Source organism: Hungatella sp. SB206 (genome assembly GCF_051132295.1).
GTDB classification, from domain to species: domain Bacteria; phylum Bacillota; class Clostridia; order Lachnospirales; family Lachnospiraceae; genus Hungatella; species Hungatella effluvii.
Genome location: NZ_CP096603.1, coordinates 6147579 through 6173166, shown reverse-complemented (window position 1 = coordinate 6173166; position 25588 = coordinate 6147579). Strand labels below are relative to the sequence as shown.

At 49.3% G+C, this 25588-nt stretch carries 25 protein-coding genes; 16 read left to right on the top strand and 9 right to left on the bottom strand.

From position 1 onward, the window contains the following. Window position 1: 1 nt before the first annotated feature. Window positions 2-496, bottom strand: coding sequence for a hypothetical protein (locus tag M1L66_RS27345; RefSeq protein WP_002604544.1), 495 nt, complete (start codon window positions 494-496; stop codon window positions 2-4). 36 nt (window positions 497-532) lie between these two features. Next, a complete protein-coding gene (locus M1L66_RS27340) occupies window positions 533-973 on the bottom strand; it encodes a DUF4430 domain-containing protein (protein ID WP_434688918.1) in 441 nt (146 codons plus the stop codon). Between the two features lie 194 nt (window positions 974-1167). On the opposite strand from M1L66_RS27340, the gene M1L66_RS27335 reads away from it, so the two are divergent. The 5 genes from M1L66_RS27335 (at window position 1168) to M1L66_RS27315 (ending at window position 4957) form a co-directional block, all read left to right on the top strand. After that, window positions 1168-1797 (top strand): hypothetical protein, encoded by a 630-nt coding sequence (locus tag M1L66_RS27335; protein ID WP_434688917.1) that lies wholly within the window; start codon window positions 1168-1170, stop codon window positions 1795-1797. A 186-nt stretch (window positions 1798-1983) separates the two neighbouring features. Then, window positions 1984-2592, top strand: a complete 609-nt coding sequence (gene hisH, locus M1L66_RS27330) for an imidazole glycerol phosphate synthase subunit HisH (RefSeq protein WP_110324666.1) — start codon at window positions 1984-1986, stop codon at window positions 2590-2592. 11 nt (window positions 2593-2603) lie between these two features. Next, window positions 2604-3365 (top strand): imidazole glycerol phosphate synthase subunit HisF, encoded by a 762-nt coding sequence (gene hisF, locus M1L66_RS27325; RefSeq protein WP_434688916.1) that lies wholly within the window; start codon window positions 2604-2606, stop codon window positions 3363-3365. 61 nt (window positions 3366-3426) lie between these two features. Next, window positions 3427-4101, top strand: coding sequence for a uracil-DNA glycosylase (locus M1L66_RS27320; protein WP_002604539.1), 675 nt, complete (start codon window positions 3427-3429; stop codon window positions 4099-4101). A gap of 22 nt (window positions 4102-4123) precedes the next feature. Continuing rightward, window positions 4124-4957 carry an undecaprenyl-diphosphate phosphatase gene (locus tag M1L66_RS27315; RefSeq protein ID WP_187019887.1) on the top strand — a complete coding sequence of 278 codons (834 nt, stop codon included), beginning with the start codon at window positions 4124-4126 and terminating at the stop codon, window positions 4955-4957. A 155-nt stretch (window positions 4958-5112) separates the two neighbouring features. Here the strand turns inward: M1L66_RS27315 and M1L66_RS27310 are convergent, their stop codons facing one another. The 3 genes from M1L66_RS27310 to M1L66_RS27300 all read right to left on the bottom strand — a co-directional run bounded on the left by M1L66_RS27310 (window position 5113) and on the right by M1L66_RS27300 (window position 9090). Beyond that, window positions 5113-7203, bottom strand: coding sequence for a glycogen debranching protein (locus M1L66_RS27310; RefSeq protein WP_434688915.1), 2091 nt, complete (start codon window positions 7201-7203; stop codon window positions 5113-5115). Between the two features lie 21 nt (window positions 7204-7224). Then, window positions 7225-7470: an HPr family phosphocarrier protein gene (locus tag M1L66_RS27305; RefSeq protein WP_002604536.1), complete on the bottom strand. Its 246-nt coding sequence runs from the start codon at window positions 7468-7470 to the stop codon at window positions 7225-7227. Window positions 7471-7842: 372 nt separating this feature from the next. Then, on the bottom strand, window positions 7843-9090 hold the full coding sequence (locus M1L66_RS27300; RefSeq protein ID WP_187019884.1) for an MFS transporter: 1248 nt from the start codon (window positions 9088-9090) through the stop codon (window positions 7843-7845). A 208-nt stretch (window positions 9091-9298) separates the two neighbouring features. On the opposite strand from M1L66_RS27300, the gene M1L66_RS27295 reads away from it, so the two are divergent. Continuing rightward, window positions 9299-11272: a CAP domain-containing protein gene (locus M1L66_RS27295; protein ID WP_434688914.1), complete on the top strand. Its 1974-nt coding sequence runs from the start codon at window positions 9299-9301 to the stop codon at window positions 11270-11272. Between the two features lie 60 nt (window positions 11273-11332). On the opposite strand, the gene M1L66_RS27290 is transcribed toward M1L66_RS27295, so the two are convergent. After that, window positions 11333-12361: a 3-deoxy-7-phosphoheptulonate synthase gene (locus tag M1L66_RS27290; RefSeq protein ID WP_187019882.1), complete on the bottom strand. Its 1029-nt coding sequence runs from the start codon at window positions 12359-12361 to the stop codon at window positions 11333-11335. A 188-nt stretch (window positions 12362-12549) separates the two neighbouring features. Between M1L66_RS27290 and M1L66_RS27285 the strand changes: the two genes are divergently transcribed. The 6 genes from M1L66_RS27285 to M1L66_RS27260 all read left to right on the top strand — a co-directional run bounded on the left by M1L66_RS27285 (window position 12550) and on the right by M1L66_RS27260 (window position 17551). Continuing rightward, window positions 12550-12840 carry a hypothetical protein gene (locus tag M1L66_RS27285; protein WP_187019880.1) on the top strand — a complete coding sequence of 97 codons (291 nt, stop codon included), beginning with the start codon at window positions 12550-12552 and terminating at the stop codon, window positions 12838-12840. Between the two features lie 234 nt (window positions 12841-13074). Continuing rightward, window positions 13075-13647 carry a DUF4358 domain-containing protein gene (locus M1L66_RS27280; protein WP_187019879.1) on the top strand — a complete coding sequence of 191 codons (573 nt, stop codon included), beginning with the start codon at window positions 13075-13077 and terminating at the stop codon, window positions 13645-13647. Window positions 13648-13649: 2 nt separating this feature from the next. Further along, window positions 13650-15053 (top strand): MBOAT family O-acyltransferase, encoded by a 1404-nt coding sequence (locus tag M1L66_RS27275; protein WP_434688913.1) that lies wholly within the window; start codon window positions 13650-13652, stop codon window positions 15051-15053. Between the two features lie 32 nt (window positions 15054-15085). Then, the gene (locus M1L66_RS27270) at window positions 15086-16264 is read left to right on the top strand and encodes a DHHW family protein (RefSeq protein ID WP_434688912.1); all 1179 of its coding nucleotides are present in this window, start codon (window positions 15086-15088) and stop codon (window positions 16262-16264) included. A 27-nt stretch (window positions 16265-16291) separates the two neighbouring features. After that, a complete protein-coding gene (locus tag M1L66_RS27265; protein WP_434688911.1) occupies window positions 16292-17131 on the top strand; it encodes an RNA polymerase sigma factor in 840 nt (279 codons plus the stop codon). Between the two features lie 102 nt (window positions 17132-17233). Further along, window positions 17234-17551, top strand: coding sequence for a carboxymuconolactone decarboxylase family protein (locus tag M1L66_RS27260; RefSeq protein ID WP_187019874.1), 318 nt, complete (start codon window positions 17234-17236; stop codon window positions 17549-17551). A gap of 114 nt (window positions 17552-17665) precedes the next feature. Here the strand turns inward: M1L66_RS27260 and M1L66_RS27255 are convergent, their stop codons facing one another. Both M1L66_RS27255 and M1L66_RS27250 read right to left on the bottom strand, forming a co-directional pair. Then, a complete protein-coding gene (locus M1L66_RS27255) occupies window positions 17666-17863 on the bottom strand; it encodes a hypothetical protein (RefSeq protein WP_434688910.1) in 198 nt (65 codons plus the stop codon). Beyond that, window positions 17841-18530 (bottom strand): Crp/Fnr family transcriptional regulator, encoded by a 690-nt coding sequence (locus M1L66_RS27250; protein WP_434688909.1) that lies wholly within the window; start codon window positions 18528-18530, stop codon window positions 17841-17843. Before M1L66_RS27250 ends, M1L66_RS27255 begins: the two co-directional genes overlap by 23 nt. Before the next feature lie 153 nt (window positions 18531-18683). Here M1L66_RS27250 and M1L66_RS27245 point away from each other — a divergent pair, with 153 nt between their 5' ends. From M1L66_RS27245 to M1L66_RS27230, 4 genes are all read left to right on the top strand, one after another. Further along, a complete protein-coding gene (locus M1L66_RS27245; RefSeq protein ID WP_187019870.1) occupies window positions 18684-20120 on the top strand; it encodes an SLC13 family permease in 1437 nt (478 codons plus the stop codon). Window positions 20121-20137: 17 nt separating this feature from the next. Further along, window positions 20138-21994: an aryl-sulfate sulfotransferase gene (locus tag M1L66_RS27240; protein ID WP_434688908.1), complete on the top strand. Its 1857-nt coding sequence runs from the start codon at window positions 20138-20140 to the stop codon at window positions 21992-21994. Between the two features lie 417 nt (window positions 21995-22411). Next, window positions 22412-23635 (top strand): tyrosine--tRNA ligase, encoded by a 1224-nt coding sequence (gene tyrS / locus M1L66_RS27235; RefSeq protein WP_187019866.1) that lies wholly within the window; start codon window positions 22412-22414, stop codon window positions 23633-23635. A gap of 229 nt (window positions 23636-23864) precedes the next feature. Further along, on the top strand, window positions 23865-24407 hold the full coding sequence (locus M1L66_RS27230; protein WP_434688907.1) for a GNAT family N-acetyltransferase: 543 nt from the start codon (window positions 23865-23867) through the stop codon (window positions 24405-24407). 127 nt (window positions 24408-24534) lie between these two features. Here M1L66_RS27230 and M1L66_RS27225 read toward each other — a convergent pair whose 3' ends face one another. Then, window positions 24535-25410: a hypothetical protein gene (locus M1L66_RS27225; RefSeq protein WP_243270183.1), complete on the bottom strand. Its 876-nt coding sequence runs from the start codon at window positions 25408-25410 to the stop codon at window positions 24535-24537. Window positions 25411-25588 lie beyond the last annotated feature (178 nt).

Here is a 25588-nt window from a genome sequence, read left to right as displayed (position 1 = left end):
ATTAAAACTGGTTTTTCAGTCTGCTCAGCAGACGGTACAGCGGGTCAAACAGCAGGAGTGTGACGGCAAAGTTGCTGATGCCGTGAACAATGTCGAAGGGAATGCCTGCTGTCCACCATGCAAACGCGGCTCCGATGCCGCCTGTAAAGAAGTAGGAGACGGCGCACAACAGCCCAAAGAGCATACCGAAGATCCCCGCAAGCAGTGCGGCCGATATGGAACGTGGTTTTCCGTTCCATCCCATGAGAAATACGGAACCGCAAAGGATCGCCCACACATAGAGATAAGAAAACCACCACAGGCCGAAGCCGTAGATCAGTCCTTCCAGAATGACGAATACATAGAGGATGAACCAGACATGGCGGCGGAATACGAGGGTATACAGAATCAGCAGGAGCGATACCAGCTCGACATTGGGAAGCCAGGACAGGCTGACCTGCAGCACCAGAAGGATTGCGGCAAGAAACGCGTCACGGACAAGTTCCTTTGTTTTCATGTTATCCCCCTTTTGCCCAAAGAAACGGCGGCTCCATTACTGGTCCGCCGGTGTATATACAATACTGTAATTTTCTCCGTCTTTGATGGGCTGCATGCTGATGCCGTAGTTGCAGGGCTCATGATCTAAAAGCAGCGCCCAGTAGGCTCCATCCTGTGTATAGTCCGCCCGCACTCCATTAACGGTAATCATCATGAGGCCGTATTCCTCGGTGGTGGTGCCTTCTATGGTCAGCTTCGGAATGTCATCCACCGCCTCCTTCAAGTACTGTGCCTCGGTAGTAACGTGATAGCTGTCCTCACTGCCATCCTTGTAAATCACATCGATGGTGATGGTTTTACTGCCAACCATGGGAACGGGTTTTGAAAAGTTATAGATAACCAGCAGCAGCGCCAGCACGGCCACAGCCACGCAGGCACCGAGAAACGGGGAGGGACGTTTCAGTCTCTTATGTCCTTGTTTGTCTGTAATCATCATTAAAGTCTTCTTTCTATACTAAGTTCTCATAGTATAGCATAAAAAGGCAGGGAAACTCAAGAAAATTTAGGGATACTGAGAAAATACTTTTCCCAGGTCCCGGGGTGGTGTATAATGAGGGGCAGTTGGCCGCTGTTTATTGGCATGATAACGGGAACGGGGCGGCCGGACAAGAGATGAAACGGAGAGTCAAAATGGAAGAATATCGGAATATCAGACAGGAAATTACAGAGTGTGAGAAATTATTGATCGGTCTGGGGGAAGAGTGGAAGGCGGAATTTGTCCCGGATATAGCAAATGTGTATGAGAAGCTGGCGGAGCTGACGGAGGGCAGGGACTTTTTTATTGTGACGACAGTGACGGATGCCCGGATCTTTGAGTCCGGGATCGATGCATCGAGAATTGTGGCTCCCTGCGGAAATGAAACGTGGCGCCAGTGTTCCCGCTCCTGCACGAAGGATATCTGGGAGCCGGGGGAGATTCCGGAGGATATATGCCCTCACTGCGGCGCGCCGCTGACGGGAAATACCATCAAGGCGGAAACTTATATTGAGGAAGGCTATCTGCCTCAGTGGAATAAGTATACCGCCTGGCTGGCCGGCACATTGAACAAGAGGCTGGTTATCCTGGAACTGGGGGTAGGGTTTGCCGTGCCTACAGTGATCCGGTGGCCGTTTGAGAAGACGGCGGCGCTGAATAAGAAGGCTCATATGTACCGGATCCACGGGGAATTTGCACAGCTTTCCGCTGAAATGGGGGAAACGGCTGTGTCTGTCCCGATGAATTCCGTGGAGTACTTTAGAAATTTATACTTCAACTTTTAACAAAACAAGCTTAACGGCAGAGGCGGGCGGAGAGAAATCGCTATCCCCCACTGACATGAAGTCAAGCCGCGCATCTATAAGATGTAGTCGCACTCTGTGAAATTATCGAGTGTGGATTGAAACAAAGTTGTACAATCAGGGATCCTGTGATAAAATGTTGAAAAAAGGCGATACGAGGTGGCGGCCATGATAGCGATTATTGATTACGATGCCGGAAATTTAAGAAGTGTGGAAAAGGCACTGGATGCATTGGGAGAGCAGCCGGTTATCAGCCGGGATGAGAAGACGATTCTTTCTGCGGACCGGGTGATTCTGCCGGGAGTTGGTTCCTTTGGAGATGCCATGGGGAAGCTCCGTCAATACGGATTAGTGGATGTGATTCACCGCGTGACAGACCAGGGAACTCCGTTTTTAGGGATTTGTCTGGGGCTGCAGCTTTTATTTGAGCGGAGCGGGGAGAGCGTTAGCGTCCCCGGCCTGGGAATTCTTCCGGGAGAGATTGTGAAGTTCCCGGATACGCCGGGGCTCAAGGTTCCCCACATGGGCTGGAACTGTCTGGACATCCGTCCGGAAGCAAAGCTTTTTAAAGGACTGGCTTCGGGGGAATATGTGTATTTTGTCCATTCATATTATTTAAAAGCGGAGAATGAAGGGGATGTGGCGGCGTCCTCCGTTTACGGTGTCCGTTTTCACGCTTCCGTGGAACACGGCAACATCTTTGCCTGTCAGTTCCACCCGGAAAAGAGCGGTACCACGGGATTAAAGATTCTGAAAAATTTCATTGAACTACAATAGGAGGTGGCCGGATGCTGACGAAAAGGATAATTCCATGTCTCGATGTACATAACGGACGCGTGGTGAAGGGCGTCAATTTCGTGAATTTAAAGGATGCCGGAGATCCGGTGGAGATCGCGGCCGCATACGATAAGGCCGGAGCGGATGAGCTTGTCTTTCTGGATATCACAGCTTCCTCAGACAATCGGAATACCGTGGTGGATATGGTGCGCCGCGTGGCGGAAACGGTTTTTATCCCATTTACCGTGGGCGGCGGAATCCGCACGGTAGATGATTTTAAACTGCTTCTCCGGGAGGGCGCGGATAAGATATCCATCAATTCCTCTGCTATCAACACACCGGAGCTGATCTCCGATGCGGCGGACAAATTCGGACGCCAGTGCGTGGTAGTTGCCATCGATGCCAGAAGGCGGGCCGACGGAAGCGGATGGAATGTATACAAAAACGGCGGCCGTATCGACACGGGGCTGGACGCTGTGGAGTGGGCTATTAAGGCCGACCGCATGGGTGCGGGGGAGATTCTCTTAACCAGTATGGACTGCGACGGCACAAAGGCCGGATATGACGATGAATTAAACGCCGTGATCGCAGAATGTGTCTCCGTACCGCTCATTGCGTCGGGCGGCGCCGGAACAAAAGAACATTTTTACAATGCCCTGACGACGGGAAAAGCAGACGCTGCGCTGGCGGCTTCCCTGTTCCATTATAAGGAACTGGATATCATGGATCTGAAGCGCTATCTGGCGGACCGGGGACTGCCTGTGAGGTTATAGGGCAGAGGATTACGATACAGTCAAAAGTATACAGGACAATACGAAAGGAAATAACAGCAAAATGGGTGCGATCGATAATGACTGGCTGGAACCACTGAGTGTGGAGTTTAAGAAGCCATATTACAAGGAACTTTATAAGAAGGTTAAGCAGGAGTATGAGACGAAAAGAGTCTTTCCGGAGGCGGATGACATCTTTAATGCGTTTCAGTTTACGCCCCTTTCCAAGGTAAAGGTGGTGATTCTGGGGCAGGACCCCTACCACAATTACGGGCAGGCCCACGGCCTCTGCTTCTCCGTAAAGCCGGATGTGGATGTACCTCCGTCGCTGGTGAACATTTATCAGGAGCTGCACGACGATCTGGGATGCGATATCCCCAATAACGGCTATTTAAAGAAGTGGGCGGATCAGGGCGTCATGCTGCTCAATACAGTGCTGACTGTCCGCGCTCATGCGGCTAACTCCCACCAGGGAATCGGATGGGAGACATTTACGGACGCGGCTATTAAAATCTTAAACGAGCAGGACCGGCCAATGGTATTCTTATTGTGGGGCCGACCGGCACAGAATAAGAAGAGTATGCTGACCAATCCGAAGCACCTGATTCTGGAGGCACCGCATCCCAGCCCCCTTTCTGCGTTCCGGGGCTTTTTCGGTAGCAGGCATTTCAGCAAAACCAATGAGTATTTAAAGGCCAACGGGCTGGAGCCCATAGACTGGCAGATTGAAAATATATAAGAATGGAGACGGAAAATAAGAGATGAGTATAATTGAGACATTAAAGGTAATCGTACTTGGAATCGTGGAGGGATTTACCGAATGGCTCCCCATCAGCAGTACGGGCCATATGATACTGGTAGATGAAATCATCCATCTGAAACAGCCGGAAGATTTTAAAAACATGTTTATGGTCGTGATCCAGCTGGGCGCGATTCTGGCGGTCGTGGTCATGTACTTCCACAAGCTGAATCCATTTTCACCGACGAAGAAACCCGCACAAAAGCGGGCCACACTGGAGCTGTGGTCCAAAATTATCCTCGCGTGTATCCCGGCGGCCATCATAGGACTTCTTATCGATGACATTATGGAAAAATACCTGATGAATGGTTATGTCGTTGCGGCCACCTTAATTATCTATGGCGTACTGTTCATCGTTATTGAAAACGCGAATAAAAGCCGAAACTTTGAGATGCAGCGGGTGGGAGACATCTCCTACCAGACGGCGCTTTACATAGGCCTTTTCCAGCTCCTGTCCCTGATCCCCGGCACATCCCGGTCCGGTTCCACCATCCTGGGCGCCATGATCCTTGGATGCTCCAGAGGCGCTGCCGCCGAGTTTTCTTTTTTCCTGGGAATCCCCGTTATGTTCGGCGCCAGCTTCTTAAAGATTGTAAAATATGGTCTCCATTTCACCGGCCCTCAGGTCTTCTATCTGATCCTCGGCATGGTAGTGGCTTTCATTGTCTCCGTATACGCAATCCGCTTCCTGATGGGCTACATCAGAAAACACGACTTCAAATTCTTCGGTTACTATAGAATCGTCCTTGGAGTCATCGTTTTAGTCTACTTTGGAATCACAGCCTTTATCGGCTGACTCGGTTTGGCAGCATATAATATTAGAGTTAGAAACGGATTTACGTAAATGAAAAGCTAAATAATTAAAAACGAAAAACAGAGGCATGCCGCAGACCCACCAGGGTTTGCAGCATGCCTCTGCTTTTTATTTAAACTTTCTTATTCAAACTTTTCTTAAATCTCCACGGCTCCCAGGACGATCACAGCCCTCGCTCCAATCGTGACCGAATGGCAGGCCACTTCTTTCCAGCCGCTCACACGTTCCGGAATACTTTCTTTCCCTCTCCCCGTATCGACGAGCAGGTTCCAGCAAAATCCCTCGGGAAGTTTTGGCAGGCCGATTGTCAGCGGTTCCCAGTAGGTATTGACGGCGAGGTAGATGATATCCTCGGTGCCGTCGTCGTGTTTCCCGGCGTACATGATGCCGATGTAGTGGGTATAGGCCGCTGTTTCATTCTTCCATGCCTCTGTTCCGTGGACGCTGACAGGTGGAAATCCGGTGCTGGAAGGAATCGTCTCCCTTCGGATTACCGGATGACTCCTTCGAATGGCGATCATACGGCGGAAGAATGCATGGATTTCCCGGTTCTTCTCCAGCAGTGACCAGTCCAGCCAGGAGATGTGATTGTCCTGGCAGTAGGCGTTGTTATTGCCGTACTGGGTGTTTCCGAATTCGTCACCGGCGAAGAACATCGGAGTCCCGCGGCTGCACATTAAGACTGCACAGGCGTTTTTGATCATTCGGAAACGGAGCGCCAGAATGTCAGGATCATCGGTCTCGCCCTCGATACCGCAGTTCCAGCTGTTGTTGTTACTGTCTCCGTCTGTATTGTTCCAGCCGTTGGCCTCGTTGTGTTTTTCGTTGTAACTGTAGAGATCATAGAGGGTAAAACCGTCGTGGCACGTCAGGAAGTTGACGGAGGAATTATATCCACGTGTGGCCGGCGGATAGAGATCCGGCGAGCCAGTGATTCTCATGACAGCCGCAGCGGCAGTGTTGTCATCGCCCTTTAAAAAACGGCGCATATCGTCCCGGTATTTGCCGTTCCACTCCGCCCAGCGGTTCCAGGAAGAGAAGGAGCCGACCTGGTATAAACCTCCCGCGTCCCAGGCCTCGGCGATCAGCTTCGCACTGGCGAGAACCGGATCGTAAGATAAGGATTCCAGAAGCGGAGGCTTGTGAAGCGGCGTGCCATCCTCGCTTCGCCCGAGGATAGAAGCCAGATCAAACCGGAAACCGTCTACGTGGTAATGGATGGTCCAGTACCGGAGGCAGTCCAGAATCAGCTGCTGGACGATGGGATGGTTGCAGTTTAAGGTATTGCCGCAGCCGCTGAAATTATAGTAGAAGCCTTCGGGGGTCAGCATGTAGTAAATATGGTTGTCAAAGCCCTTGAAGGAGAAGAATCCGCCCTTTTCATTGCCTTCTGCGGTGTGATTGAAGACGACGTCGAGATAGACCTCCATGCCGTGCTCTTTTATGGTGCGGATGAGCGTCTTCAGCTCCCGGCCCTCGTGGTTGTGCTCGCTTTTTGAGGCGTAGCTGGTGTTGGGAGCGAAGAAGCTGACGGGATTGTAGCCCCAGTAATCCAGCAGCATCTTCCCGTCCACGCTGCGCTGGTTGCGCATCTCGTCAAATTCAAAAATGGGCATCAGCTCGATGGCGTTGACGCCCAAGTCCTCCAGATAGGGAAGTTTTTCCATGATTCCCTGAAAGGTTCCGGGAGCGGTGACCCCGGAAGAAGCATCTCTTGTAAATCCCCTGACATGAAGCTCATAAATAATTAAATCCTCCATGGGAATAGGAGGATGGCAGCAGTCGTCCCAGTTGAAATTGTCTGAGACTACCCTCGCTTTATACCGAAAGCCGCTTTCCGGCTTGGAGCCCCATGTGCCCTGTCCGGTAACGGCTTTCGCATAAATGTCCAGAAGGTATTTGGTTTTGTCGAAGATAAGCCCTTTCTTTGGATCATACGGCCCATCAATGCTGAACGCATACTCCAAATCCCGGGTGTCTAAGCCGAACACGATGATGGAATAGACATTCCCGATCCGGTAACGGTCCGGGATGGGGATCTTCGCGTATGGTTCGCTTTCGTTATGGTGAAACAGCAGCAGCTCGCAGGACGCAGCTTCCTGTGAATGAAGCGTGAAACTGACTCCTCCAGGTATCAGACGCGCGCCGAATTCTTCGTACAATCCTGGTCTTACGGAAAAACCGGATATGGTGTCAAGCGGCCTGAAATCATCGGTGTACTGTGGCATATCGGTGTCCTTTCTGACAGATTAAGGCTGAAACAACATCTCAATCCGTCCTTCAGCGGCTTTCTCATCTTTGCCGTCAAAGTAAAATAGTAAATTTCTGTTCCGCGTTACCAGTCCTTTTTTCATCTCATCATAGTCTTTTACATTTACTTTCGATTTGCCATTATCGATATAGATGTCGCAGTCAAAACAATTGGCCGCCGTAATTAAAACAGCTATGGGGATGGGGGTATAACGCTGATAAATGTCAACTTGTTTCGTTCGCATATCCCAGCCTCCTTTTTATGGCGGGCGGATAATCCGTACGTCGGGTGACAAAACATTAAGATACTCTTCCAGAAAATGATTGGTGAACTGTGAAATATAGATAAATCAATCTATCTATATTCTACCATATATTTTAGCGCGATACAAGATTAAAGCAAAATAATAAACAGTTTAATCGTGAAAATTTTGTGAAATATGTGTAAAAACTAAATGCTGACTGCATGTATCCACTAAAACTGGGAATGTGCGGAAACCTTTCAGATAACAGCGCTGGTTATAATATCTGCAATAGGGCCAGGTCACACAGATATAATATGATCCATGCGGCCTGGAGGTTCACAGCCGGCCTGTAATCCAGGAACCTCAGATATATTACTGCCCCTCTCCCTCCTGTCCTTCCGCCTGTCGATCACAATTGCGCACGGCTGGTATCGCAAGGCATAAAAACGACGCGATGAGCACCAGCCACCCGGCGATAATGAACCATTTCTCAACGCCAAAGCGCTCCGCAAATACTCCAGAGACGGATAATCCGACCGGTCCGCTGATCAGCCGGATGCTGCCGGATAACGATAAAACGCGTCCCAGATATTTTGCTTCGAAGCTGCTTTGCAGAAGCGGTGTGTAGATTCCCCAATAAAACGGGCCGGACACGCCCATCAGCCAGGAGCAGAAGACAAATGCGGCAAAACCATGCTCAGGAAGAAGCCCGGATATAAATAAACTGAAGCTCATCAGCAGAAACGAACCGACAATGGTATAAATCCTGTTTTTCGTTCCGCCCCATTTCGATAGTATAAGAGAGCCGAATAACAGCCCGATCGAAAATACGACTTCGACGACGCTTGCATTTGTGCTGGTTCCATGAAAATACGACATGCTCATCAGCGGGAACAACGCACTGGCCGGCATCAGCGCCAGGGTATACAGGGTGCTGATCAGAACCAGACCCAACATGCCCTTATTCGTCTTCAGAATTAAGAAGCCCTCCATAGCCTCCCGCAGTACATGGATCTTTCCCCTGTTTTCCTCTTCAGGCAGTTTCGGTATCTGCGTAATGGCCAGTGTAAAAACCGCGGCCAAGGCGCCCAGGACATCCAGAAAGATGATGCCGCTTAAACTCCAGGAGCTGTAGAATACGGCAGCCAGTACCGGGCTTAGTATCTGTGATACGGATTCTAAAGCCTGGGAATATCCGGCACAGCGGGTCAGCTGATCCTCCGGAACAATCTGCGGCGTAACGGCCTGGAGACACGGTGTGTGAAAGGCAGAACCGATGGAACGGAAAAACAGGACCACGAGGATCAGTTCGGTTGACAATGTCCCCGTCCAGCCGGCGATTACCATGACCAAACTGGCGGCGGAGATGAACAGATCCGAAAGAATCATGATCCATTTTCGGTTATACCGGTCGATGAACACTCCGATAAACGGCCCCAGGACTCCCTGCGGTAAAAATCCCATCATCATGGCGGCTGTCAGTACGAGGGCCGAGCCGGTTTGATCCGTTAGGTACCATACAATGGCAAACTGAAGGACAGCGCTTGAAAATTGGGAAAAAGCCTGCCCCGCCCATATCGTAAAAAAATTCTGTTTCCAGTTTCTCTGTAATGCGTTCATATTATTTCCCCCAGTTGGTGATTAGAAATATAGTATACAATAAATGATGCGAAATTAGTAATATAATTTTGAATCGCTTGATAATCAGGGAAGTACATTGTATAATTGATCTTAGATAATAAAAAATTAATGGAATTGTAAGGAAAATAGTGCAGTTAAAATCCTTACAATCGGGGCATGAAGGGAGACAAGAGATGAAAAGAAACGAATGCTGGCGTTGGCGCTGGCTTTTGTGCTGGTTTGCAGTAATTTTGCGTGGGCAGACGCAGGCAGCAGACCAGAGCATGGCCTTGGATCAGAGTATGTATCAAAAGCGAGGGCAGCCAGCAGCTCAAATGCTGAAAAAGATGAGAGCTATAACAAGGCGACGGATTCAAATGCGCAGAATAAGGCAACCAGGTCCAATGCACTGCTGATGAAGTGGGAAGAAAGTGAGATAATTACGGACATTGCCCTTGTGAATAATTATCACAGATATGTACAGATCAAGTGGACCGTTTCTGGCTCTTATCCGTGCAATCTGTATCGTTCTGAAGACGGCAGTGATTACATAAAGCTGGAGTCAGGGACATGGAAAAGAAACTATACAGATAAAACTGCTGAAAAAGGAAAGACGTACCAATATAAGGTGACCGCAGTGAACCGCAGCTCAGATGGAAACCAGGACCCCCAGGAGACGGAGGGAAGAGTTTTAGAGGTCGTTGTTTCTGATAAAGAAATTCTGATGCAGAATCAGGACGTGACAGTCGGGACCACTGGTCAGGTTAAGATTACGTTTTCCGGCTTTGAAGAAGCTCCTGAAGGGGTATGGCGCAGCGATAACGGAAACGTGATCAGTATCACCCAGGAGGGGATTTTTACCGCAAAGAAAAGAGGCCGTGCAAATTTGTTCTTTCAGACAGCTGACGGATACGAGGTATCCTGCAAGTACCTCTGTTATGATGAAATGGTTCCACCGTCTGAAGATATGTGCACTTCAAGGGAATGGACCGTGTTTCAGATTACCAATCAGAACCGTATGAAGGAAGGACACCTTCCTCTTTCCATGGTTCCCCTTATGCAGACAGGGACTGATATAAGAAAAAAAGAGCTGACTCAGAAGTATTCCCATACCCGGCCTGATGGAAGCAGCTGTTTTACGGTTTTTGATGAGGTCGGCTATAACACCAGTTCCGTGGGAGAAAATATAGCATGGGGATATTCGAGCCCGGCGGCCGTTATGAATGGGTGGATGCACAGTTCGGGGCATTATGCAAATATTATGAATGACAATTTTACTCATTTTGCGACTGGGGAGACTAATAACTATTGGGTGCAGATGTTTTCCGGATGCTATAATGATAAGCTGAACCACATGGAGTTGTTTGTGCCGGCAGACATGACATTCAAAAAGACTTCGGCAATTGAAGATTTTGGCGTTGTTGCGGCATTTAACTGTACAGAACATGGGATTTCGTATATGCCGGTAATTTCGCAGATGTGTACCGGTTATGATGCGAATCAGGAGGGGCAGCAGACAATCGCTGTGAAATACAAAGATCTGGAAGCGTCCTTTACCGTGACCATAAAAGGAGGTTCTTCTTCCAGCAGTGGTGGAGGAAGCGGCTCCGGAGGAAGTTCTTCCGGCGGCGGAAGTAGTTCTGGCGGCGGCTCCCATTCATCCGGTGGCGGCGGTTCTTCATCAGGCGGAGGCGGTTCTTCAGCGGGAGGAACCGGAAAAGGGCCTGGTGCAGCCGGTACATCAGGGGCAGCATCGATCCCTGATTACGTGGTAAAGGGGGATTGGACACAGACGAAGGAGGGCGGCTGGAGATTTACAGATTCTAATGGAATGCCTTACCTCAATCAGTGGGCGGCAGTATACAATCCATATGCCAATCCCACGTCAGGGCAAAATGCCTTTGACTGGTTTTTCTTTGATGCGAATGGAAACATGGTTACCGGATGGTATCAGGACGGGGAGAATCTGTTTTACTTAAATCAAAATTCGGATGGAACCAGAGGAAAGATGGTTACCGGCTGGTGCTGGGTTCCGGATCAGAATGGCGTGCAGAAATGCTATTATTTCAACCCCAATTCAGACGGCACCCGCGGGAAAATGATGCGGAATGGTGTGATTGATGGGAATACCGTGAATGAGAACGGTGAATGGACTGTAAATGGAGTCGTTCAGACAAAGTAAGGGCAGAGTGAAACAGCCGCGCACAGGATTAAAACCTTGTGCGCGGCTGTTCAATTATTTTTATACATTTTCCGCTATCTCATAAAGCAGTCGTTCAGAATCTGCCCATCCGAGACAGGGATCGGTGATAGACTTCCCGTAGCAGTGCTCGCCGACTTTCTGGCTGCCTGGCTCAATGTAGCTTTCGATCATCAGGCCCTTGACCAGATCCTTGATCTGAGCCGCATGTCTTCTGCTGTGAAGAACTTCCTTGGCGATGCGGATCTGTTCCATGTATTTCTTGTTGGAATTGGAGTGGTTGGTATCCACGATACAGGCTGCGTTATCCAGGCTGCGCTTGGCGTAAAGTTCCTGAAGCAGAACCAGGTCTTCAAAATGGTAGTTCGGAATGCACTGGCCGTGTTTGTTGACTGCGCCGCGGAGAATGGTATGAGCCAGCGGATTGCCGCCGCTCTTTACTTCCCAGCCGCGGTATGTAAAATCATGGCCCTGCTGTGCCGCTACGACGGAGTTCAGCATAACGGATAAGTCGCCGCTGGTAGGATTCTTCATGCCGACGGCCACGTCACAGCCGCTGGCGGTAAGACGGTGCTGCTGGTTCTCTACGGAACGGGCTCCGATGGCCACGTAGGACATAATATCATCCAGATAAGTCATGTTCTCCGGATAGAGCATTTCATCGGCGGTGGGGAAGCCTGTCTCGGCAAATACGCGCATGTGCATCTTGCGGATGGCGATGAGTCCCTCGTGCATATCCGGTTTCTTCTCCGGGTCTGGCTGATGAAGCATTCCCTTGTATCCCTCGCCGGTGGTACGCGGCTTGTTGGTGTAGACACGCGGAATGATGATGAGACGGTCCGCGGTCTTCTCCTGAACCTTGATTAAGCGTTCTGCGTAGTCGCACACGGAATCTTCATTGTCCGCAGAGCACGGACCAATGATCACGAGAAATTTATCGCTTTTGCCGGTCAGAACATCGCTGACCTCCTGGTCCCTCTTTGCCTTCCGCTCTTTTAATTCAGCCGGAAGAGGGAAGCGTTCTTTGATTTCATCCGGGGTCGGAAGGTTGTTTACATATTGAAATCCCATGGTATCCTCCTGAAGATAAGATTCTTCTCTTTTGTTGTTGCCAATTATATACCAGAATATCGGAAAAATCTATACCTGACCGAAATTTTAGGAAATGTGTTCAAACAAGGGAATCCGGGTGTTCCTTTTTTTACAAAAATAGTGTATGATATGAGAGAAGATTTGAGAAAAGGGAATGGTGTGAGAGTATGGATAGATTCTGGACCTGGGGCGGTAAATACGTGGGAGTCAGACAGAAGGAGTATCTGGTGGCCTGTGACGGCACCGTGCTCGGGAAGTTTTACGGCAGAGATATTTATGATCAGGACGGATATTATGTGGGAGAACTGGGAAAGGGCGGCCGGCTGATTAAGAACAGAACAAAGTCTGCCACACGCAGACCGGCATTCAGCAGAGGCGTGAAGGGAACGATCCAGGCCCCCCTGCGGGACTGTGCGCCTTATCCGCTAATCTATGGGTTTGATGATTTTGAATTTTGATACGCCTGTACATCGCCTTATTTGACCTGGAATCATGGAGGTAAGGGATGTGCAGGCTTTTTCATTGCAGTATGGCTGATTTCATTTGATGAAATGACGGGGAATGAAGGACAGGGAATGAACTGACGGGCCGTAAGAGAACCTTCAGTATTTCGTAGGAGATATGCTATAGATATCTGGCCGGTTCTATATTATAATGAATCCGCGTAAGTAGAACAGATAAAGGAGAAATTTATGAGAAAATCAGTATTTGTAACCGCGCTGGTTCTGACAGCGATAAGCCTTACGGCCTGTGGAGGCAAGAAGGGCCCGGATAACGGCGGGTCAGGAACTGTGGCAGAGTCCACACAGGCGATTACGGTGGATTTGGAGAAAGTTCACCAGGCAGTAAAAGATGTATATGGAGAAAATTATATACCAAGCGCAGCCTATGACGCACAGGCATTAAATGATATATTCGGAGTTCCGGAGGATTTATATGAGGAATTCATCGCGGAGGGACCGATGATCAGCGTCCATGTGGACACCTTTGTGGCCATCAGGGCGAAGGAAGGAAAGGGCGGGGATGTGGAGAAGCTGCTTGGCGATTACCGCACCCGTCTCGTGGAAGATTCCATGCAGTATCCGATGAACATCAGCAAGGTGCAGGCGTCTGAAGTAGTCCGTCACGGAGATTATGTGTTCTTCGTTATGCTGGGAACGGCTTCTGAGGAAGCGCAGGAGCAGGGCGAAGAGGCTGCCCTTCAATCTGCACAGGAAGAAAACAAGAAGGCAGTTGACGCAATTAACGCATTCTTTGAGGGGTAAACATGGTATTTTCCAGCCTGTTATTCTTATTCCGGTTTCTGCCGGTTATGTTAATTGTATATTTTGCTGCTCCAAAGAGGTTCCGCAATGGGGTTCTGTTCATTGGGAGCCTCATTTTTTATGGATGGGGAGAACCGGTGTACATCTCCCTGCTGCTGTTTTCCACGCTGGTCGATTACGTCCACGGACGTCTGGTGTGGCGCTTTATGGAAGAGGGAAAACAGAAGCGGGCCAGGCTCTGTGTGGCTTCCTCGGTCATCATCAATCTGGGGCTTTTAGGCGTCTTTAAATACGCGGATTTCCTTTTGGAAACCGTGGGGCGGCTGACCGGGCTTGCGTTCCCTCTTTCGGGACTGGCGCTTCCTATCGGTATTTCTTTTTATACGTTCCAAACCATGTCATACACGATCGACATTTACCGGAAGGAGGCCAGCCCGCAGAAGAATATCATCGATTTCGGTGCCTATGTCTCCATGTTTCCCCAGCTGATTGCGGGACCAATCGTGCGGTATCACACCATTGCAGAGGAATTGCGGGAGCGGACTGAGAACTTCGCCGGATTTTCCAGGGGAGTCTTTCTGTTTGCCGTGGGCCTGGGTAAGAAGGTATTGATCGCCAATACCATAGGAGCGCTGTGGACGCAGATTTCGGGTGTACCGGATGCAGAGCGGACCGTCCTGATGATGTGGATGGGGATTCTGGCGTTCGGCATGCAGATCTACTTTGATTTCTCCGGTTATTCGGATATGGCCATGGGGCTGGGGGCGATGATGGGCTTTCACTTCCCGGAGAATTTCCGGTATCCCTATACGGCGAAGAGCATCACCGATTTCTGGCGCAGGTGGCATATCACCCTGAGCACCTGGTTTAAGGAGTATGTGTATATACCGCTGGGCGGAAACCGGAAAGGCGCGGCGGTGCAGGTGCGGAACATCGCGATCGTCTGGCTGCTGACAGGAATCTGGCACGGAGCGGCCTGGAATTACCTCTTATGGGGGCTCTATTTCGGTGCGCTTCTGCTGCTTGAGAAGTTTATTCTGAAGCCGTATCTGGAGAAGATGCCATCTGCCGTCAGAAGCGTATACGCCATGATCTTCGTCTTTCTTGGCTGGGTGCTGTTTGCACATGAAAATATGGCGGAGGGGCTTCAGTACTTCACCCAGATGGCCGGCGCCGGAGGTATCGCCTTTGCAAGCCGGAGAACGTGGTATTTGCTGGTGACCAATCTGCCGTTATTTGCGGCGGCTGTCCTGGGTTCTACACCGCTTCCGGGGATCTTGTGCAGGAAGTTGTCGGGACGTGTGAGAGAGACGGCCGAATTGCTGTTTGTGGCGGTTATTCTTGTACTGTCGGTAGCATTTCTGGTAGATGCCAGTTATAATCCGTTTCTGTATTTCAGGTTCTAGTGCCTCCCGGCGCTGGCAAATGAGGAGAGTTTATGAAGAAAGAGAGACATAGTGACAGAGCCATGACCTTCCTGTTTCTGGGCTTTTTGGGGATTGTATCCCTGGCGGGTATGATTATGCCGCAGAAGGCGTTTTCAGACTCGGAGAACCGGTATCTGCAAAAGAAACCGGAATTTACGGTGAAGTCTCTGCTGGATGGAAGCTATGGAGAGAAGTACGAACAGTATTTGAGCGATCAGTTTCCGGGAAGAAACGGATGGATCGGTCTGAAGGTTACGTCAGAGCGTCTGGCCTTTCAGAAAGATGTAAACGGCGTATACTTCGGGAAAGACGGCTATCTGATCGAGAAATACGATACAGAGGACGTGGAAGGGGAGCAGCTGAACAAAAATATGGAGAAGCTGGCCGCATTTACAGGGGCGGCAGAGAAGTCCCTGGGGAAAGACCATGTGCGGGTGATGCTTGTACCATCGGCGTCCCAGGTCATGACGGACCGGCTGCCATTTCTCGCCGCGCCCTACGATCAGGGCCGGGTAACGGAGCTGCTTTCCGAACGCCTGAAAGAAACAGGGAACTCCCCGGAGATGGTGCTTCCGGCAGAAGACTGCTTAAAATCGTTTCGTGACGAGGAACTGTACTACCGGACGGATCACCATTGGACCGCCAGAGGGGCGTTTTTGGGATACCGGCTGTGGGCGGAGTCCATGGGGCTTATCCCTTGGACGGAAGACATGTTTAATATCCGGAGGGTCAGCAGCGAGTTTCATGGAACGGTCTATTCCAAACTCAATGTTCCGTGGCGATACGATTCCATCGAAGAGTGGCAGCCGAAGGAGCCGCAGGATTACCGGGTGTCCTTCGATGGGGAACCGAAGGAATATGATTCCCTCTACTTTCCTGACGCATTAGAGGGAAAGGACAAATACGCCGTGTATCTCGACGGCAACCATGCCATAACCAAAATCGAAAACAGGAGCATACAAGGAGATCAGAAGGAAAAAAAGCTTTTCATAATCAAGGACTCCTACGCCCACAGCTTCGCCGTGTTCGCGGCCAACCATTTCGGAACCGTGTATATGGCGGACCTGCGGTACCTGAACCTGAATTTGAAGGAGTGGATGGAGGAACAGGGAATCACGGATGTTCTGGTGATGTACCAGATTCCGGGATTTGCAAAGGAAAAAACGGTATCACGGCTGGTTTATAAATAGCAGGGGCCGTGAACTGCAGCGAGGCGTATGATGAAGGAGATACAACAGAAGGCAGCAGGCAATGTGGACTTGGGAACAGAAGAATGGATTGAGCAATATGGAAGGTTCGTGTATGGGCTTGCGTTCCGTCTGACAACGGATGTGCAGGAGGCAGAGGACCTTTCCCAGGAGACGCTCTTAAAGGCGTGGCTGCACTGCCCGGAACTTAAGAATCCGGCGGCGGTGAAGAGCTGGCTGCGAACGATCTGTGTCAATGAATTTCGGATGAAGATCCGTAAACAGGCCAGCACCCCTCTCAGCTTTTCAGATGATCTGGAGGCCCTGGAGTGGGAGGGGAATCTATTTACTGAAAACATTCCGTCTCCTGTGGAAGAAGTTATCGTGTCGGAGGAGGTTGGAAGGCTTCGGGACGGCTGCTTTCTTGCTATGGCGGGGAAGCTGCCTTTGAATCAGAGGGCTGCATTTTCGCTTGTGGATATGTTTGGCCTGTCCATTCCGGAGACGGCGGAAATTCTCGATGTTACGCCCAAGGCGGTAAAGGGGCTTTTATACAGGGCGAGGCTGAGTCTGGAGTCTTTCTTCCGTGACCACTGCGGCATCCTGGATGAGAAAAATCCCTGCAGATGTTCGGCATGGATTGAATTTTCAAGTAACAGGAATGCTCTGCAGAGGGAGACGAGAACGCGGATCACCGTACTGGACTACCGGGATACCGGGTATCAGCCGGACGAAGAAACGAGGAGACAGATTCTCCATTATTACCGAAACATTCCGGACCGCGTTCCGCCGCGGGAATGGTATGATACGGTGGCGTCGGCAATTGGAACTTTTTTTAAAAATAATGCTGAAAAAACGGGACTTTCATAATTTCGCAGCATCTTACTTTATAGAAGCGGTTATAGGGGCTGGCAGCAGGCCGTGTGATCGTTTCAATACCATAAAACCAAAATAGAGAATGGAGAATGTGACATGGAGAAAAGTAAGATGGGAAATGGATTTAAGATTTTGCTGAGTGAGACTGGAGAAACCGGGAAGGCGTACATGGAAATGGTCATGAAAGGATCACAGGCCAGTGCACTGGACAGAAAGACGCAGGAGCTGGCCTACTTATCCGTACTGGCCGCTCTGCGCATGACCGGAGGCATTGCATACCATGTGGATTCTGTAAAAAAGCTGGGAGCGACAAAGGCTGAAGTCATGAGCGCAGTTTTAGTCGGCCTTCCGGCCGTGGGAATACAGGTGATCGATGCGCTTTCGGCAGCCGCAGAGTGTTACGGAGAATCGTGAGATATCCGGGTGAAGGAAACTTGAGAAGCGGTTAAAAAATGCAGTGCCCCCATACAGGACAAAGAAGTTATATGTCCCGTATGGGGCGCTTTTTATTTTACCATACGTCTGATCCTATTCCTCTTCCTGCGGAGAAAAGTCGTAACAGTTCAGACGGCTCATCTTCTTGACCGAAAAAAGCCGGTCAAGAAGCATCGGATATCCATCCGATGTAAAAATCAGCGCAAAAACGGTCTTATAAGCAAGCTTAACGTCCGCCTTTGCACTGAGTTTTCCGCCGTCTGAACTGTTACGAAAAATCACCGATTTCATGTGGATTTTCTGCAAGATACTTTAACTGTTCCATATCACAGATTACGGTCTTGTGGCCTTCCTTTTCAATCACCTTCATTTTTTTCAGTACCAGCATAATTTTGGAAACGGTTACCGAATGGACTCCAAGGTATCTGGCCAGTTCAGTGTAGGTAAAATATTTCTGAAGTTCATATCTTCCGTTCTTTTCATTTGCCAGCTCAATCAGAGTCCGGCAGAGGCGCCCCGACGTATGATCCTCCTTCGAAGAATGTACATGGGAGATTTCTTCCATAAAATGCCGGGCGATTCCTTCGCTGATCCAGTAGCCGATTTCCGGCTCTTCTTTTATCTTTCTCTCCAGTACGGAAAAAGGAATTTTGTATAGAATGCACTCTGTCTTTGTATACAAAGAACAGAAGCTATAGAGTGTATTAATCTGGGCTGCCCCTTTGTGGGATAGAAAAAACGGCACGCCGCCGATCAAATCCTTTTCCCTGAAATAGTGATAGATAATCTCTTCCCCGTTTTGGGTGAAACGCAGCAGGGCGCATACGCCGGATATCAGACAGTAAGCGGTATTTTCATGATTGATAATCGAAGAAAAGTACTGGTTTTTATCCAATTGGATCCTGGTGCCCTCTCTGCATAGAATTTCTAAAAAATGATCTCTTTCGTTCTCCTTCACAGTCCCTCCGGTTGTACAACATGCACATAAATGATGCTGCCTTTTTAAAATTTATAAGCGATGTTTAGTGATTGCTATTTTTTTAACAGCGACCGTATGTTATTATCTTAACAGAGTACTCAGACAAATTCAATCGATAAAAGGAGAAGCACCATGAAATCAGGGGTTAAGTATTATATTCATTGTATTATTGGCATATTGATTATGCTGGTTTTCCGTTTTATTTCTCCCTTTGGACCAGTTACGGAAGTCGGAGTCAAGGTATTAGGCGTCTTTCTTGGAACGATGTATCTATGGACCTTTGTCGATACGCTCTGGCCCAGTCTGTTCGGTGTCCTGATGTTAGGACTCACCGGTTTCGGTAGTTTTAACGGCCTTTTGAGCTCGACCTTTGGAAATCCGATCGTCATCATGCTGTTCTTTGTCATCATGCTGACAGGAGCCATAACAGAAGAAGGAATTTGCGAGTACATTTCCCGCTGGTTTATCACCCGCAGGATCAATAACGGACGCCCATGGGTATTTACCGCAATGCTTCTACTGGGAGTATATCTTTTATCCGTATTGACCGCTCCGAGTCCCACCATATTCATCTTCTGGCCGATTCTCTACAGCCTATTTGCAGTAATCGGCTATAAAGAAGGCGACCGGTATGTGACCTTAATGCTGATCTCTGTGGTAATGGCGGCTTCCTTTGGGTTTGCGACAACACCTTTCAAGGGCGCGCTCCCGGGGCTGCTGGGCAATTATGCAAAGGTGACCGGGACGGCGATCGAATACCTCCCCTATATGGTAACCGCAGCGGCGATTTCGCTGACGGCGCTGGCAGCCATCGTTCTGCTCATGCGTTTCGTACTTAAGCCGGACGTGACGCCGCTGAAACAGATCGATGCCAGTCTTTTTGACAAAAATCCGCTGCCGCCCATGAATCTCCGCCAGAAAAGCTTAAGCTTTGCCCTGCTCTTTTTTATCATCTGGGTGCTGGCTCCCTCTCTTTTGCCGGAAGGGGCTCTGCAGCAGCTGTTAAAGGATACACAGAATGCAATCCCTGTCTTTATCATAACCGTATGCTGTCTGATCCACGTAGACAAAAAGCCGCTGGTTAATTTTAAGACGATTGTTTCCAAATATATGATCTGGTCCGTTGTGCTGATTGTAGGCTCCGCATTGACCATTGGAAATGCCCTGACCGATGAAGCCACGGGAATCACCGTGTTATTGAAGCAGATTTTAACGCCTGTATTCGAGGGACAGAGTCCGCTGGTCTTCACCATTACCATTGTTGTCATTGCGTGTGTTCTCACCAATATCTGCAACAATATGGTGGTAGGCATGCTGCTCATACCAATTATCCATGTATTTTCGCAGCAGATCGGCGCCGGCTCCGCGGCCACCTCCTGCTTGTCCATGTATATGGTGTGTATTGCCGTTGTGACGCCGGCCGCCTCCACGACATCGGCCATCCTGCACGGAAATACGAAATGGCTGAAAATTGGTGATATCTATAAATACGGAATCCTGATGAGCATAATCAGTCTGATTGCCGTCTTGGCCGTGGGCCTGCCCATCGCTAATATTTTCTTTTCATAAATAACAGGAGGAACAGGATGAAAACAATAGAACATTTTATAGACCAGCAGGCCGCAGCAGAACAGGAATTTATAGAGAGCTTTCACCGGGAACACCGTTCTTTTGAAAATCCGCTCGTTACGGTAAATCCTTACGGCATAGCGCCTCTCACCGCCGTGATCGCTTTTTTTACGGAGGAGAAGGTGAGTGTGAGCATTACGGTGAAAGGGATGGAAGCCAGCGGAGATATCTCGAAAGCATTTCCGGAGGCGTATGAACACGTAATACCGGTGCTTGGCCTGTATCCGGGAATGGATAATACTGTGGAACTGAGGTTGTCAGATGGTCGGCGTAAAGAAATCATTATCACCAGCGGCCCGCTGGACAGTGCCGTCAAACTGCCGGAGTCCATTGACACGACAGCCGCGTATATGGATGGAAACGTGATGTTCGTCATACCCGCCATGGGCGCGCTTCCGGCCGCTTACGATTACCGCGGAGACTGCCGCTGGTACTGCACGGAAAACATCACCTTCGCCATAAAGGAACTGCAGAACGGCCGTTTTTCCATCGGTTCCCCCCGCCTTCTGGAGAAACCGTATTATACGACAGGGCTGTGGGAAATGGACCTGATCGGAAAAATCTATGCGGAATACCGTCTTCCCGGCGGCTATCACCACGACCAGTTTGAGATGGAGGATGGGAACCTCCTTGTACTGACGGAGTGCTTTGAAAATGGCACGGTGGAGGATATGTGCGTCCTGATTGACAGGGCGGATGGTTCCATTTTAAAAACCTGGGACTTCAAGGACATTCTGCCTCAGGATGCCGCTCCTTCCGGAAGCTGGAGCGCTCACGACTGGTTCCACAATAATGCCCTGTGGTATGATAAAAAGACGGATTCCATCACACTATCCGGCCGCCATCAGGATGTCCTGATCAACATCGATTTTCAGAGCGGAAAACTGAACTGGATTCTGGGGGATCCGGAAGGCTGGCCGGAGGACATGAGGGAAGCGTACTTCTTAAAGCCAGTGGGCGATCTGGAATGGCAGTATGAACAGCACGCCTGTCTCATAACCCCGGATGGTGATGTAATGACCTTTGACAACGGCCATTACCGTTCTAAAAACCCGGAGCATTACCGCCTGGGAAAAGACAATTACTCGAGAGGCGTGCGTTTTAGCATCGACCGGGAGAAACGGACCGTCCGACAGATCTGGCAGTACGGAAAGGAACGGGGAAATGAGTTCTTCTCGCCCTACATCTCCAACGTGGACTACTACGGAGAGGGGAATTATCTGGTACATTCCGGCGGAATTGCCTCCCTTGACGGTATCACCTGCGAAGGTGTCGGCTCCCGCAGATACTTTGAGAACAAAAATGTCCGGCTTGAGTCAAAGACCGTGGAGCTTCTGGACGGCAGAGTTGTCTACGAAATGTGCCTGAACGCCAATTATTACCGCGCAAAGAAAATGTCCCTTTACAGCGAAGGGGAGAACTTGACGCTGGGACGCGGAAAAATACTGGGGACATTAGGAAAAACGCCGGAATTCGAAACCGCCGCCGAGACGGAATATAGTAAAAGCACCATTCCGGATCAATACCACTTAGAAATCAGCGAAGAGTTTGACCGTTACACCTTCCATGGAACCTTCGAAAAAGGGCAGCTGGTGATGCTGGTCTTAGAAGATGGGGAGGGAAACTGTCATAACTATTTCATATCCACTTCCGCAGTGTCATTTACCGCCATGTGCGTGGGCACATTCCAGAGTTCCGGGCGTCAGGTGGACTTCCGGCTGAATAAATGCGGTCTTCAGGGGGAATACGCCGTTTCTCTGATTATCGATGATACAAAATACAGCCTTGGCCTGACTTTAAAAATTGATGGCTGAAAAAATAAATTTAGGCTCTTGACAAACAAACCGAAACCTCATATACTAATCAATAACTTCATAAATGCAAAAAGGCGTTGATAAGAACAAGTAATAATGCGCAACAGCACACAGAAAGTAGCCGGTTGATGAGAGGCGCGTGGAAAGCGGATTGTGAATACATCTTTGAGCTTCACACTGAAAGCAGATCTGGAAAGGACGGAGAGTCCTATGGATCGGCGAGTAGACTGTGACGGATTCCTGCACACGTTATCGTGCTAGAGTATGGTGATCGTACTCGAAGAGGTAAGCGGCGCGAGCCGTTTATAAATTAAGGTGGTAACACGGGATTACAGTCTCGTCCTTTGAACAGGACGGGACTTTTTTTTATGTAATAGGAAAGTATCTGCAAAAATTAAAGAAAAGGAGAAAACAATTATGACAGCGTACGAAGAACTCAAAGCCCGCGGCCTCATTGCCCAGGTAACGAATGAAGAAGAGATCAGCAAAATGATCAACGAAGGGAAGGCTGTATTCTATATTGGCTTTGACCCAACCGCGGACAGCCTTCACGTAGGACATTTTATGGCGCTTTGCCTGATGAAGCGTTTACAGGAGGCGGGAAACAAACCGATCGCGCTGATCGGCGGCGGTACCGGAATGATCGGTGATCCGTCGGGACGCAGCGATTTGCGCCAGATGATGACTGTGGATACGATTCAGCACAACTGCGACTGCTTCAAGAAGCAGATGAGCCGTTTTATCGATTTTTCCGAAGGAAAGGCCATGATGGTCAACAATGCGGACTGGCTGCTGGATTTGAATTACGTCGATTTCCTGCGTGAAGTGGGAACTCATTTTTCCGTAAATAACATGCTGAGAGCGGAATGCTACAAGCAGCGTATGGAGAAAGGCTTAAGCTTCCTGGAGTTCAACTACATGATCATGCAGAGCTACGATTTCTATGAGCTGTTTAAGCGTTACGGCTGTAATATGCAGTTCGGCGGCGACGATCAGTGGAGCAACATGCTGGGCGGTACAGAGCTGATCCGCCGGAAGCTGGGCAAGGATGCGCACGCTATGACAATCACCCTGCTGCTTAACTCCGAGGGCAAGAAGATGGGCAAGACCCAGTCCGGCGCTGTATGGCTGGATCCGAACAAGACCACTCCGTTTGACTTCTACCAGTACTGGAGAAATGTGAGCGACGCAGATGTCTTAAAATGTCTTCGCATGCTGACATTCCTGCCGATCGAGCAGATTAACGAGATGGATAAATGGGAAGGAAGCCAGTTAAACCAGGCGAAAGAAATTCTGGCATACGAGCTGACAAAGCTGGTTCACGGCGAGGAAGAAGCTGAAAAGTCTCAGAAGAGCGCCCGCGAACTGTTCACTGGCGGTAATGCGGCCGATATGCCGACCTGCGAGCTGACGGATGAAGATTTCAGAGAAGGAACCATTGATATTCTCGATATTCTTCATAAATCCGGCCTCGCCGGCTCACGTTCCGAGGCAAGACGCAACGTGGAACAGGGCGGCGTATCCGTTGACGGCAATGCAGTAAATGACGTGAAGGCCGTCTTCGCCAAAGAGGGCCTGGAGGGCGAAGGCGTCGTTGTGAAGCGCGGAAAGAAGAAGTTTGTTAAGGTTATTGCGAAATAGAATTTAGGATATGGTGAGAGCGGTGAATGCTTATGGCGTTTGCCGCTCTCCTGTTGTTGGAGTATAACTGTCCCAGAGCCTGCGGCAAAAAAAACGCTGATAGAAATGACATCGGAATACTTGACAAAACCGGCAGCTGAATTTAGAGTAGAATGATAAATCAGGTTGGGACCGGAAAACAGTCAAAGCAGGAAACGCAGAATCAGGTAAGAACGCAGGGAGGAATACTGTGGAAAGCATAAATGTGATAGTGGAAACAGAGCGGTTGATTTTAAGAAGATATGTGGAAGGAGATGCGCAGGATTTGTACGAATACTTATCCAATCCGGAGGTCGTTAAATACGAACCTTATAAACCGATGGATCTGGATGAAGTAAAGAGCAGCCTTGCATGGAGAATCTCGACTGATGAGATGATTGCCGTCGAACTAAAAAGCAATCATAAGATGATAGGAAATGTATATTTGGGAAAGAGGGAGTTTGACGCCCTCGAAATGGGATACGTATTTAATCAGGATTATTGGGGAAAGGGATATGCTAAGGAAAGCTGCAAGGCTTTAATCGAGCAGGCATTTTCCGGTGGAATACATAGAATCTTCGCTGAGTGTGACCCTCAAAATCAAGGCTCCTGGAAACTGCTGGAGTCATTGGGATTTGAACGGGAAGCTTACTTGAAACAAAATGTGTATTTTTGGAAGGATGACGATAACAAACCTCTTTGGAAGGATACTTATATTTATGCCAGGTTGAATCCGTATATGGAGAGGCGATAAAAGGATGGCGGAGGCTGGGATCGCTCTTGGAAGAATCCCGGTCTCTGCCATCCTTTTTTATGTGGATTGCCTGATTGCTGTGGTGACGCCGATGTTGACATAAGCGCTGCCGTTGGTATCGAATGGCTTAGTGAAGTGCACCATTCTCGTCGGGAGTAAAAGTTTTCGCCTTTGTCAGCATTTTTCCATTTTCCTGCAGGTAATAGGTCTTTCCGTCAACGGTGAGAAAACCTGTCTGCATAACGCCGGTTTCCGGATTTAAGTAATACCAGTCGCCGTTATCATTTAACCAGCCTTTGTGGAGACTGCCGGTGCTGTCATAGTAATACCAGCTGCCATCCTGGGAAGACCAGCCGCGGGGGGCGGCTGCTTCGCCGGAACCGTCTGTATTTACCGAATCGGCAAATGCTACGATTTTATATGCAGTATTGGAACCCGACTGTGTCCAGACGAGACATTTCTTACCTTTCACAAGGTCCTGAAGTGTGACGATATTTCTTGTGAGGTAAGGAAGAATCTGACTGTCGGAGTTAACGGTATAGGTGGTACCGTTATCTGCTGAAATGGTACCGGAAACACCGTCACCTGCAACCGTCAGGGTATCAACTGTTATATATTCCGGAACTTTGAAATCGGCCGGAATGCTGCAGAGAATGATCTCTCCGTGAGACATCGGCGGAAGACTTAAGGTCATGGCCGGGCTGATATAGGCGTAGATGGTCTCGCCGTTTTTAAGCGTATCCAGCGAGGCGGGATAACCGTTTACTGCGTCTAAAATTCTGGTTTCTTCCGATACATTGATAATTAATTCCTGTCCGGCGAAATCCCCGTCCTGCCGGGAAATGGACAGTCGGCCGTCGCTGGTCTGATTTACCGTTCCATAGATCCGGACGGAAGAAGGAGCCGTACCTGTGTCAGCCTTTGAACGGAAAGCAAATCCAGAGGCGAAGACGGCTGTGACGCATAAAAGTGAGAGAAGCAGACTTCCGGTTATTTTTTTCATTGAAACCTCCATTAAATTAAGTTGTGTTTTTCAATTGCTGCCAATTAGATTATAGCAGGTTGGAAGAAAAATGAAAATTAAGAAAGGTTTACAAATACTTACAATGATGGATGGAGTGCTGGGAAGTATGGTATGATAAAATTGTGTGAAAGATGAGAGAAGGAACAGGAGAAAAACG

Excerpts from the sequence above, each read along its gene's own strand:
- M1L66_RS27315 (WP_187019887.1), top strand. The coding sequence starts at position 4,124 with ATGAGTATAATTGAGACATTAAAGGTAATCGTACTTGGAATCGTGGAG.
- M1L66_RS27245 (WP_187019870.1), top strand. The coding sequence starts at position 18,684 with ATGAAATCAGGGGTTAAGTATTATATTCATTGTATTATTGGCATATTG.
- M1L66_RS27340 (WP_434688918.1), bottom strand. The coding sequence starts at position 973 with ATGATGATTACAGACAAACAAGGACATAAGAGACTGAAACGTCCCTCC.
- M1L66_RS27225 (WP_243270183.1), bottom strand. The coding sequence starts at position 25,410 with ATGAAAAAAATAACCGGAAGTCTGCTTCTCTCACTTTTATGCGTCACA.
- M1L66_RS27270 (WP_434688912.1), top strand. The coding sequence starts at position 15,086 with ATGAAGAAAGAGAGACATAGTGACAGAGCCATGACCTTCCTGTTTCTG.
- M1L66_RS27290 (WP_187019882.1), bottom strand. The coding sequence starts at position 12,361 with ATGGGATTTCAATATGTAAACAACCTTCCGACCCCGGATGAAATCAAA.
- M1L66_RS27240 (WP_434688908.1), top strand. The coding sequence starts at position 20,138 with ATGAAAACAATAGAACATTTTATAGACCAGCAGGCCGCAGCAGAACAG.
- M1L66_RS27320 (WP_002604539.1), top strand. The coding sequence starts at position 3,427 with ATGGGTGCGATCGATAATGACTGGCTGGAACCACTGAGTGTGGAGTTT.
- hisH (WP_110324666.1), top strand. The coding sequence starts at position 1,984 with ATGATAGCGATTATTGATTACGATGCCGGAAATTTAAGAAGTGTGGAA.
- M1L66_RS27260 (WP_187019874.1), top strand. The coding sequence starts at position 17,234 with ATGGAGAAAAGTAAGATGGGAAATGGATTTAAGATTTTGCTGAGTGAG.
- M1L66_RS27280 (WP_187019879.1), top strand. The coding sequence starts at position 13,075 with ATGAGAAAATCAGTATTTGTAACCGCGCTGGTTCTGACAGCGATAAGC.
- M1L66_RS27310 (WP_434688915.1), bottom strand. The coding sequence starts at position 7,203 with ATGCCACAGTACACCGATGATTTCAGGCCGCTTGACACCATATCCGGT.
- M1L66_RS27295 (WP_434688914.1), top strand. The coding sequence starts at position 9,299 with ATGCTGGCGTTGGCGCTGGCTTTTGTGCTGGTTTGCAGTAATTTTGCG.
- M1L66_RS27345 (WP_002604544.1), bottom strand. The coding sequence starts at position 496 with ATGAAAACAAAGGAACTTGTCCGTGACGCGTTTCTTGCCGCAATCCTT.
- hisF (WP_434688916.1), top strand. The coding sequence starts at position 2,604 with ATGCTGACGAAAAGGATAATTCCATGTCTCGATGTACATAACGGACGC.
- M1L66_RS27300 (WP_187019884.1), bottom strand. The coding sequence starts at position 9,090 with ATGAACGCATTACAGAGAAACTGGAAACAGAATTTTTTTACGATATGG.
- tyrS (WP_187019866.1), top strand. The coding sequence starts at position 22,412 with ATGACAGCGTACGAAGAACTCAAAGCCCGCGGCCTCATTGCCCAGGTA.
- M1L66_RS27255 (WP_434688910.1), bottom strand. The coding sequence starts at position 17,863 with ATGAAATCGGTGATTTTTCGTAACAGTTCAGACGGCGGAAAACTCAGT.
- M1L66_RS27265 (WP_434688911.1), top strand. The coding sequence starts at position 16,292 with ATGATGAAGGAGATACAACAGAAGGCAGCAGGCAATGTGGACTTGGGA.
- M1L66_RS27285 (WP_187019880.1), top strand. The coding sequence starts at position 12,550 with ATGGATAGATTCTGGACCTGGGGCGGTAAATACGTGGGAGTCAGACAG.
- M1L66_RS27305 (WP_002604536.1), bottom strand. The coding sequence starts at position 7,470 with ATGCGAACGAAACAAGTTGACATTTATCAGCGTTATACCCCCATCCCC.
- M1L66_RS27335 (WP_434688917.1), top strand. The coding sequence starts at position 1,168 with ATGGAAGAATATCGGAATATCAGACAGGAAATTACAGAGTGTGAGAAA.
- M1L66_RS27275 (WP_434688913.1), top strand. The coding sequence starts at position 13,650 with ATGGTATTTTCCAGCCTGTTATTCTTATTCCGGTTTCTGCCGGTTATG.